The 7,756-nt window shown below is 59.4% G+C and carries 8 protein-coding genes; 6 read left to right on the top strand and 2 right to left on the bottom strand.

Features of this window, described 5'->3' with window-relative positions; all coding sequences use genetic code 11:
• Positions 1-156: 156 nt before the first annotated feature.
• The 4 genes from B3V69_RS03085 (at position 157) to B3V69_RS03070 (ending at position 3,291) form a co-directional block, all read left to right on the top strand.
• The gene (locus B3V69_RS03085) at positions 157-474 is read left to right on the top strand and encodes a hypothetical protein (RefSeq protein ID WP_296443688.1); all 318 of its coding nucleotides are present in this window, start codon (positions 157-159) and stop codon (positions 472-474) included.
• Complete coding sequence (locus tag B3V69_RS03080) at positions 471-998, top strand: hypothetical protein (protein ID WP_296443686.1); 528 nt, start codon at positions 471-473, stop codon at positions 996-998. The genes B3V69_RS03085 and B3V69_RS03080 overlap by 4 nt, the downstream gene beginning before the upstream one ends.
• A gap of 291 nt (positions 999-1,289) precedes the next feature.
• Positions 1,290-2,420, top strand: coding sequence for an acyl-CoA dehydrogenase family protein (locus tag B3V69_RS03075; protein WP_296443685.1), 1,131 nt, complete (start codon positions 1,290-1,292; stop codon positions 2,418-2,420).
• Between the two features lie 31 nt (positions 2,421-2,451).
• On the top strand, positions 2,452-3,291 hold the full coding sequence (locus B3V69_RS03070; protein ID WP_296443683.1) for a CAP domain-containing protein: 840 nt from the start codon (positions 2,452-2,454) through the stop codon (positions 3,289-3,291).
• Positions 3,292-3,648: 357 nt separating this feature from the next.
• On the opposite strand, the gene B3V69_RS03065 is transcribed toward B3V69_RS03070, so the two are convergent.
• Both B3V69_RS03065 and B3V69_RS03060 read right to left on the bottom strand, forming a co-directional pair.
• On the bottom strand, positions 3,649-5,154 hold the full coding sequence (locus tag B3V69_RS03065) for a hypothetical protein (protein ID WP_296443681.1): 1,506 nt from the start codon (positions 5,152-5,154) through the stop codon (positions 3,649-3,651).
• Between the two features lie 242 nt (positions 5,155-5,396).
• Positions 5,397-6,221, bottom strand: coding sequence for a DUF6502 family protein (locus B3V69_RS03060; protein WP_296443679.1), 825 nt, complete (start codon positions 6,219-6,221; stop codon positions 5,397-5,399).
• A gap of 560 nt (positions 6,222-6,781) precedes the next feature.
• Between B3V69_RS03060 and B3V69_RS03055 the strand changes: the two genes are divergently transcribed.
• Together B3V69_RS03055 and B3V69_RS03050 are read left to right on the top strand one after the other, a co-directional pair.
• Complete coding sequence (locus B3V69_RS03055) at positions 6,782-7,027, top strand: hypothetical protein (RefSeq protein WP_296443677.1); 246 nt, start codon at positions 6,782-6,784, stop codon at positions 7,025-7,027.
• Between the two features lie 287 nt (positions 7,028-7,314).
• Positions 7,315-7,737: a rhodanese-like domain-containing protein gene (locus B3V69_RS03050; RefSeq protein ID WP_296443676.1), complete on the top strand. Its 423-nt coding sequence runs from the start codon at positions 7,315-7,317 to the stop codon at positions 7,735-7,737.
• The last annotated feature ends 19 nt before the right edge of the window (positions 7,738-7,756 follow it).

Raw genomic sequence — 7,756 nt, 5'->3', positions numbered from 1 at the left:
CTGCAGGCACGCGGCCTCAAAAAAGGCGTTGCCACGCTGTGCATCGGTGGCGGCGAAGGCACTGCGGTGGCGCTTGAAATGCTATAAGCATGCAGTTGGCTGTGCCCGTTGGATAAGCCATCTATTCGTTGCCAGATTTAAGTGAAGGAGATATCCATGCAAGCAATAGCAATACCTGCCAAAGACGCAGTGCGACGTGCCAAAGAGTCGTTAATCGAGCTCTATCAAGACGACAAGCCCAAGGCGCTGGCGCTGGAGGAAATTGAGTTGGTTAAGGATGGTGAGCGCAGTTTGTGGTCCGTCACTTTGGGTTTTCATCGTCCCAAGTCAGTGTCGGCGGTAAGTGGTGGCATGCTTAGTCTTGCTGGCTATGGAGCGCCAACTGCCCAAGTTGAACATCGCGTTTATAAGACTGTTTTTATTGACGCCAGCACGGGAGAGTTCGTGAAAATGGACATTCGGCAAGTGCAATGAGCTCTGGGCTAGAGTCGGACCTGAAAGCGCACCTGAGACGACATCGCGACGACGGCGTGCTGCTGGATACCAATGTGCTGCTGCTTTGGCTCATGGCGCAGTTTCAATCGAACTTGATTGGAGGCAAGCGTCTGGAAAAATATACATTGGCTGACGGGTTGCTGTTGGCGAATTACGTGAGGCAATTCAAACGAATCTTGACTACCCCCCAAATCCTGACGGAAACAAGCAATCTTGCGGCGCAAGTCTTGACTGGACGCTTGAAGGCTGAATTTTTTGAGCGTGTATTCCCATTGTTTTGTTTGCAGTCCGACCCAGCATTTCATACCTGTCAGACGGATATCAAGGTGGTAGATGCCCCCACGTTTGTACGGCTTGGTTTCACTGATGCACACCTTGCAGCGACAGTCAACGCGGACCGGCTATTGCTGACGGACGATCTGGACTTGCATCTGGCGGCACTTGCAAAACGTGCTGCATCCATCAATTTCACCCACATGAGGGAGGCTGCTGGATTGCTATGACGAAAACTTCAATTGACATTCAACCCAATCCTGTGAAAACACCAGTCGCGGCACAAAAGCAGGAAATTCTGGCTGCAGGAGAGGTGCCGATTGCTACGGGGCGAGTTTTTGCAACGTGATCCGCAACAGGCGCCGCGTGCCATCGGTGCCGTTGCTACTCATTGGTATCGACGTTTGATGCCTCCGAGGACTTGTTGGACGATATGAATTTCATAGCTGCTCACGCTCTCCAGACGGGCGCCAGCGTCCGTTTTCCTATAGATTTTGACTCAATGATGTAAGGCCGGACCCATGTTGCTCACCCCAGACCAGGAAATGATCCGCGACGCGGTGCGCGACTTCGCCCAAGCGGAGCTGTGGCCGCACGCCGCGCGATGGGACAAAGAGCACTATTTTCCCAAGGAAGCACACCAGGGCCTGGCCGCCTTGGGCGCCTACGGCATTTGCGTGCCGGAGGAGTTTGGCGGTGCCAACCTGGACTATGTGACGGTGGCGCTGGTGCTGGAAGAAATCGCGGCCGGTGACGGCGGCACCAGCACGGCGATTTCCGTCACCAATTGCCCGGTCAACGCGATCCTGATGCGCTACGGCAATGCGGCGCAGAAGCAGCAGTGGCTGACTCCGCTGGCGCAGGGCCGCATGCTGGGCGCGTTTTGCCTGACCGAGCCGCAGGTCGGCTCGGATGCCTCCAGCCTGCGCACCACGGCTGTCAAAAACAGCGACGGCTACGTGATCAACGGCGTCAAGCAGTTCATCACCAGCGGCAAAAACGGCGACGTGGCGATCGTGATTGCCGTCACCGACAAGGGCGCGGGCAAGAAAGGCATGAGCGCCTTTCTGGTGCCGACCAGCGCGCCGGGCTACGTGGTGGCCCGCATCGAAGACAAGCTGGGCCAGCACAGCAGCGACACCGCGCAGATCAATTTCGACGACTGCCGCGTGCCCGTCGAGAACCTGATTGGCGCCGAGGGCGAGGGCTACAAGATTGCCTTGGGCGCTTTAGAGGGCGGGCGCATCGGCATTGCCGCGCAAAGCGTGGGCATGGCGCGCAGCGCGTTCGAGGTGGCGCTGGCCTATGCCAAAGAGCGGCACAGTTTTGGCACCGCCATCTTCAACCACCAGGCGGTGGGCTTCCGGCTGGCTGAGTGCGCGACGCAGCTAGAGGCCGCGCGCCAGCTCATCTGGCACGCCGCCGCCCTGCGCGACGCCGGCCGGCCCTGCCTGAAGGAAGCCGCCATGGCCAAGCTGTTCGCCAGCGAGATGGCCGAGCAAGTCTGCAGCGCCGCGATCCAGACCCTGGGCGGTTACGGCTATGTGAGCGACTTCCCCGTGGAGCGCATCTACCGCGACGTGCGCGTGTGCCAGATTTACGAAGGCACGTCCGACGTGCAGAAAATCATCATTCAGCGGGCGCTGGCTTGAGGCCTGCCGCGATGAGCGGGCCGCACCCCGGATGAAGTCGGTCCTGACGATGGTGTTCCTCGCGCTGCTCGCAGCCAGCCAGTGCGTGCAGGCGCAAACCGATGCGGTGGTGCGCCTCGTGAACCGCCTGCGTGCCCCCGGTGGCACCTGCGCAGCAAACGCGCCAGTGCTGGTGGCACGCGGCGCGCTCGATGCCGTTGCCGCCCAGTTGGCACGCGGCGCAACGCTCGAGGGGGCGGTCAAGTCCGTGGGTTACCGACCGACTGAGGTGTATGTCATCACCATCGCCGGGGCGGGGCTGCACACTCGGCTCGAAGCGCTGCTGGCCGGGCGTTATTGCGCCCAGATCGGCCTACCGACGCTCACCGAAGTTGGCGTGCACGACGACGGTGGCAATCAGCTCTGGATCGTGCTCGCCGCACCGTTCGCGCCCAGGGTGGCCATGACGCGCCAGCAAATCGCCGAGCGAACGCTCGCCCTCGTCAATGAAGCGCGTGCCAAACCGCGCCGCTGCGGAGACAAACCGTTTGGCGCGGCGCGGCCGCTCCAATGGAATGAGGCCCTGGCGAGCGCGGCGTCCCTGCACGCTGACGACATGGCGGCGAACAACTACTTCAGCCACACCGGACGCGACGGATCAACGTCTGGGCAGCGGGTCACGCGAGCCGGCTACCGCTACCGGGCGGCCGGTGAGAACATCGCCGCCGGCCAACTGTCGCCCGACGAGGCGGTCGCGGGCTGGCTCAAGAGCCCGGCCCATTGCGCCAATGTGATGAACAGCCTGTTTACCGAGATGGGCGTCGCATCCGCAGTCAGTGCGACGAGCACGATGGGCGTCTACTGGGTTCAGCTCTTCGGCTTGCCGATGTAGTTGCAGAGGCGGTCGGTGATTTCTCGCGCCTGGAACGACTGGGTCGCAGCGGAAGCCGACATTCCGAGAACTCACCCAATTAGGGGATGTTCAGGTCACACACAGACGACCACAATGCAGCGGTTGCGGGTATTGGGCTCTGGCCCCGGGTTTTGGCCGGCGGCTCGATAGCGGTCACTGAGACTGCTCCTCCATACCTGACATTCATCGGGTGTGCGAAGCAGAAAGAACCCGTTTGACGGCGACAATCAATTTTTCCGTTTGACCGTCGCATGTGCAGCGGACACTCAGCATGATTGTGTAAAACCGCTACCCGGTCTACACTCTGTGCGCACTCGTCCAAGGGACGCAGTGCATTCAGATGGTTCCGTTGGAACTAGTCAACTTCTGCATTAGCCCGGCCATGTCGGGTACGGTCAGACCAGACGCATTTGCGACTGAATTCATGAAAGTTGTCATCGCTGTCGCCAGGCTGCTGGTTCCAGCGCTTGGGGCCATCACGCTTGCCCCCATCATCCCACCCATCGACATGGAAATCTGATTGACACCGTTCTTGCCGTCCATCACGCCATCGGTTGCATCGTTCATCATGGCCGTGACCAGTGTTGACGAGAGCGTCATGTTGAGGGTCTTGGCATACTGCGACATCGCGGCTAGCGCCATGCCGTAGTTCCGCGCGTCCACGCTCGCGCCGACACCGGTGCCGGCCACGGTCGGGTTGATGGGCTGCGTGTGCACGATGTCACTGACCGAGAAGTAGTTGCCCATGGCCGTATTCGCAGCGGCGATGTTGGCGTCCGTCATACCGCCACTCAATGCCAACGCACGAGTCTGGGCCATCGACGTGAGCGGAGTAACCAAAACCCCAGTGACATTCGCACCGCTGACCACTGTCGGCAGAGCCGCGCTCATGAAGTCATTTGTCGCCATGGTCATGGTCGTGCTTGTGGTTTCGTCTGTGTAGCCGGCGCCGATCGTTCGCAGCATCACGGGGCCGCTGTAACTGCCCAATGGCAGAGTGAAATTGCCCTGGCTATCGGTAGCGACGCTGGCGATCTGTGCGCCCACCGCGCCGCTATTAACTGCAAAGGCCATGACCGTCGCCTTGCTTACCGGCCCGTTAAACACCGTACCACTCACCGTCGCGTTCATCATCGCTGGCACGCTGCCTGATATCTGACCGCTGGCGCTGTTCAGCTTGTTCATCAGCGTTTCCGTGGTGACCCCGGATATGTTTTGTGTGGAGTTCATGAAGGAATTCATGGCGGCTCCCATGCCGCTCGTTCCGGCGGTGGCCGGCAGCATTGCGCCTGCCATGCCCCCCATCTGCACTGACGTGGCGCCAGCCTTACCGTCCAGTATTCCGTCTGTCGCATCGTTCATCATCGCGGTGATCATGGTCGATGAGGTTGTTAGACCCACGGTCTTGGCGTACTGCGACATGGCAGCCAGCGTCATGCCATAGTTCTGTGCATCTTGACTCGCGCCTGTGCCGGCGTCCGCGACCAGAGGATTCATCGGCCGAATGTGCAGGATGTCGCTGACCAAGAAGTTGTTGCTCATGGCGGTATTCGCAGCGGCGATGTTGGCGTCCGTCATACCGCCATTCATGTGTTGAGCCATCGCTTGCGCCATGGCGGTGACAGGCGTCACTTGTATACCGCTGTTGGTTGCACCGGCTGCGACAGTTGGCATGACGGCAGTCATCGCGTCGCCCGCAGCCATGGGCATCAGCGTCCCGGTAGCTTCGTCCGTGTAGCTTCCCCCGCTCGCCTGCAGCATCACTGGGCCGGCGTAGCTGCCAATGGCCATGGTGAAGTTCCCATTGACGTCGGTGGCCGCCGTGGCGATCTGGGCGCCCATTTGACCGCCGTTGATGCTGTAGGCAGTGATGGTGGCATTGCTGATTGGACCCGCGGTAGCGGTACCGCTGATGGCGCCGGTACCACCGGAGCCAACGCCTGCAAAGTCTGCGCCACCACCGCCGCCGCAGCCGGACGCAACCAATAACGCGGCCACCATCGGAATAACCAGCCGGGCGCGTGGGAATACAAAATTAGACATTTGAAACTCCTTAAGAATTACGAGAGATACGTCGAGACGATTTAGGGTTCGCGGTTGGGGCCGTGATAGAAATACATACCAACGCGAATGCGTTGATTCGCACCGGGCTGGCCCCGGTCTTGCTCACTGAGCACGGTGGCGTCGCGAACGACGTCATGCAAGGCTTTGGTCCAGATTTGGCGGGCCAGGGTGCTCAAGGCGGCAACCGACTCTGGACGCAGGCTGTCGGCATAGACGGTTTGTTCGAGCATCGGGGGATTAGTTCCTCTGAGGTTGTGCGCTGCGGCCGCGAGGTGATCTCCCACGTTGTCGGAAAACAATTGCAGCATCTCGGCGGCCCCTTTCTTGGGCACGAAAGCGTCCGCGCATAAACTGACTTGTTCGCCACTTCCGTCAGGCGCAGCCTCAACGAGGCGAACGACGCCAAGGCGGATAAGTTCTCGCAGCACTGTATGTGGGTGGACATCCTTCGACACGCAAGTCGCCAGCGCTTCAAAAGAGCGGGGGCCAGCGGTGCGATCCAGTGTCAGTGGCCGCCCCTCCTTGTCGCAATAGTCTGGATCATTCGCCCACCGGGTAAAAACTTCCATGACGGGCCCCAATGTCTTGACCTGGGGGAGTGTCTGTCCAACGGAACGCCACTCCCGCACGTCCTTGCGATGTATGCCGGTCAATGTACTGATGCTCGAATCGTTGATTTTCTCTGCACTCGCTTCGAGAAGGTTCGTTGCCGATTCGAGAAAAGTTTTCTTGAGCGCATTTGCAAAGCGGGGGTAAGTCACTCCGTCATGCAACAGCAACTCCACCAGCGGCACCAGCAAACTCAAGGCGGCGGCTAGGGAAAGATCAGCGCGGGATTCAGACATAGCTTAGCGGCGATTCAGTTATATTAAATGGGAATATATCCCATATATAAAATCACCGCAATGTCTTTTTCAAAAAAAGAACTTTTAGTGAACACCGCTGGCTTACTGGCCCGACGCGTTCACTCCTTGCTGAAACCTACCTGGCCCCTTTCGCTGCACAAAAGCTGGTCAAGCGCACAATCGATTTTTCGCCGTCGAACGGCAACTTCCGAGTTCCGAGCATTGGGTGGCGACGGTCAGCATCTTGCCCACGCGAAGGTCCGCTTTGGACCCTGAGATATGTGCCATCCAATTTCAGCGAAAGACCGGAGTCAGTCTTCAAGAGCCCGTGGCATGGAAATGGAGGCGTTGCTTCTGGGCGGCTCCGCTGGCCAACTCAGTCATGGCTTCAGTTGGATCGGCCTGCCGGCCAGGCCCCAGTTGCGTAGAGCGCTTGCGGGCATGGCGTCATCGTGCAGAATGGCGCCTAAGGCGCATCAAGAGGCCACTTGCCCCATGCTGTTCCGCGAACGAGATCGCAAAAGAGCCTAGACCCCATCAAACACAACTGAGAAAAAACAGTGCCCGCAACCGAACTCGTCGTCACCTCTGCTGGCATGGTTGGCGAAAAAGAAATGCTGATTCCGACCGGCCAGCAAGGCAGCGTCTTTCCGCACGTTCAGGATTGGGTCAATGCAAAGCTCAAGGCCAAAACTTCGGTGAAAGACATAAGCACATCAGTCCTCGTCAAAGGAATCAAGCAGTGGGCTGTTTACGAAGAAAAGTCCGGCTCCAAAAGAATTCGAACCGTCTTCAAAATCACATAGCCCGAGTCTTGCGCCAGCGGCGCCTGTCCTTGAAATTTTCTCCTGGCGTAACTTGAAATGTTCTTCGCCTACGGCTTTGCCCGTGCCCGCTGCGACGGTACGCCATGCGCCGACTCTGGTCTCAATGGATTGAGTTTATCCTTGCAAATCAGGGAATGCAGTTCCATGATTTGCAAAGTTATTCGCCACCCAGACCATCGCTGGGTAGACTCAGCCACCGGGGTTGCCCTGCCAAGCCAAGGGCGGCGCCAGGGGGGAAATTGTTTCAAATACTGCAAGGAGACACCATGCCGATCACCAAAGGATTCCGCGCCCTCGTGGACGAGGCCATGGCCGAGGTCACGACCTATTCGGTGGCGGCGGTTCAGGCCCGCCTGAGCGACGCGCATATGCAGATCGTCGATATCCGCGACATCCGTGAGCTGGCCGAGGGCACCGTGGTCGGCGCTTTTCATGCGCCACGCGGCATGCTCGAATTCTGGGTCGATCCGGCCTCGCCTTACCACAAGCCCCTGTTTGCCGACGAGTCCAGGGAGTTCATCCTGTTCTGCGGTGCCGGCTGGCGCAGCGCGCTGGCGGCCAAGGCCTTGCAGGACATGGGCATGCGCAACGTCGCCCACATCGATGGCGGTTACGCCGAATGGGTGAAGCAGGGCGCCCCGACCGAAACGCTGGAAGCGCAAAAAGCGCGCCGCCACCCGACACCCTGAGCCGGTCTTTTATTTAAAC

Source organism: Rhodoferax sp. UBA5149 (genome assembly GCF_002413825.1).
Lineage (GTDB): Bacteria > Pseudomonadota > Gammaproteobacteria > Burkholderiales > Burkholderiaceae_C > Rhodoferax.
The sequence above is the reverse complement of the archived record's forward strand: the minus strand, read 5'-3'. Positions and strand labels throughout refer to the sequence as shown.

Coding starts and splice junctions, on each gene's coding strand:
- B3V69_RS03070 (WP_296443683.1), top strand. CDS start 2,452: ATGAAGTCGGTCCTGACGATGGTGTTCCTCGCGCTGCTCGCAGCCAGC.
- B3V69_RS03060 (WP_296443679.1), bottom strand. CDS start 6,221: ATGTCTGAATCCCGCGCTGATCTTTCCCTAGCCGCCGCCTTGAGTTTG.
- B3V69_RS03080 (WP_296443686.1), top strand. CDS start 471: ATGAGCTCTGGGCTAGAGTCGGACCTGAAAGCGCACCTGAGACGACAT.
- B3V69_RS03085 (WP_296443688.1), top strand. CDS start 157: ATGCAAGCAATAGCAATACCTGCCAAAGACGCAGTGCGACGTGCCAAA.
- B3V69_RS03050 (WP_296443676.1), top strand. CDS start 7,315: ATGCCGATCACCAAAGGATTCCGCGCCCTCGTGGACGAGGCCATGGCC.
- B3V69_RS03075 (WP_296443685.1), top strand. CDS start 1,290: ATGTTGCTCACCCCAGACCAGGAAATGATCCGCGACGCGGTGCGCGAC.
- B3V69_RS03065 (WP_296443681.1), bottom strand. CDS start 5,154: ATGGGCGCCCAGATCGCCACGGCGGCCACCGACGTCAATGGGAACTTC.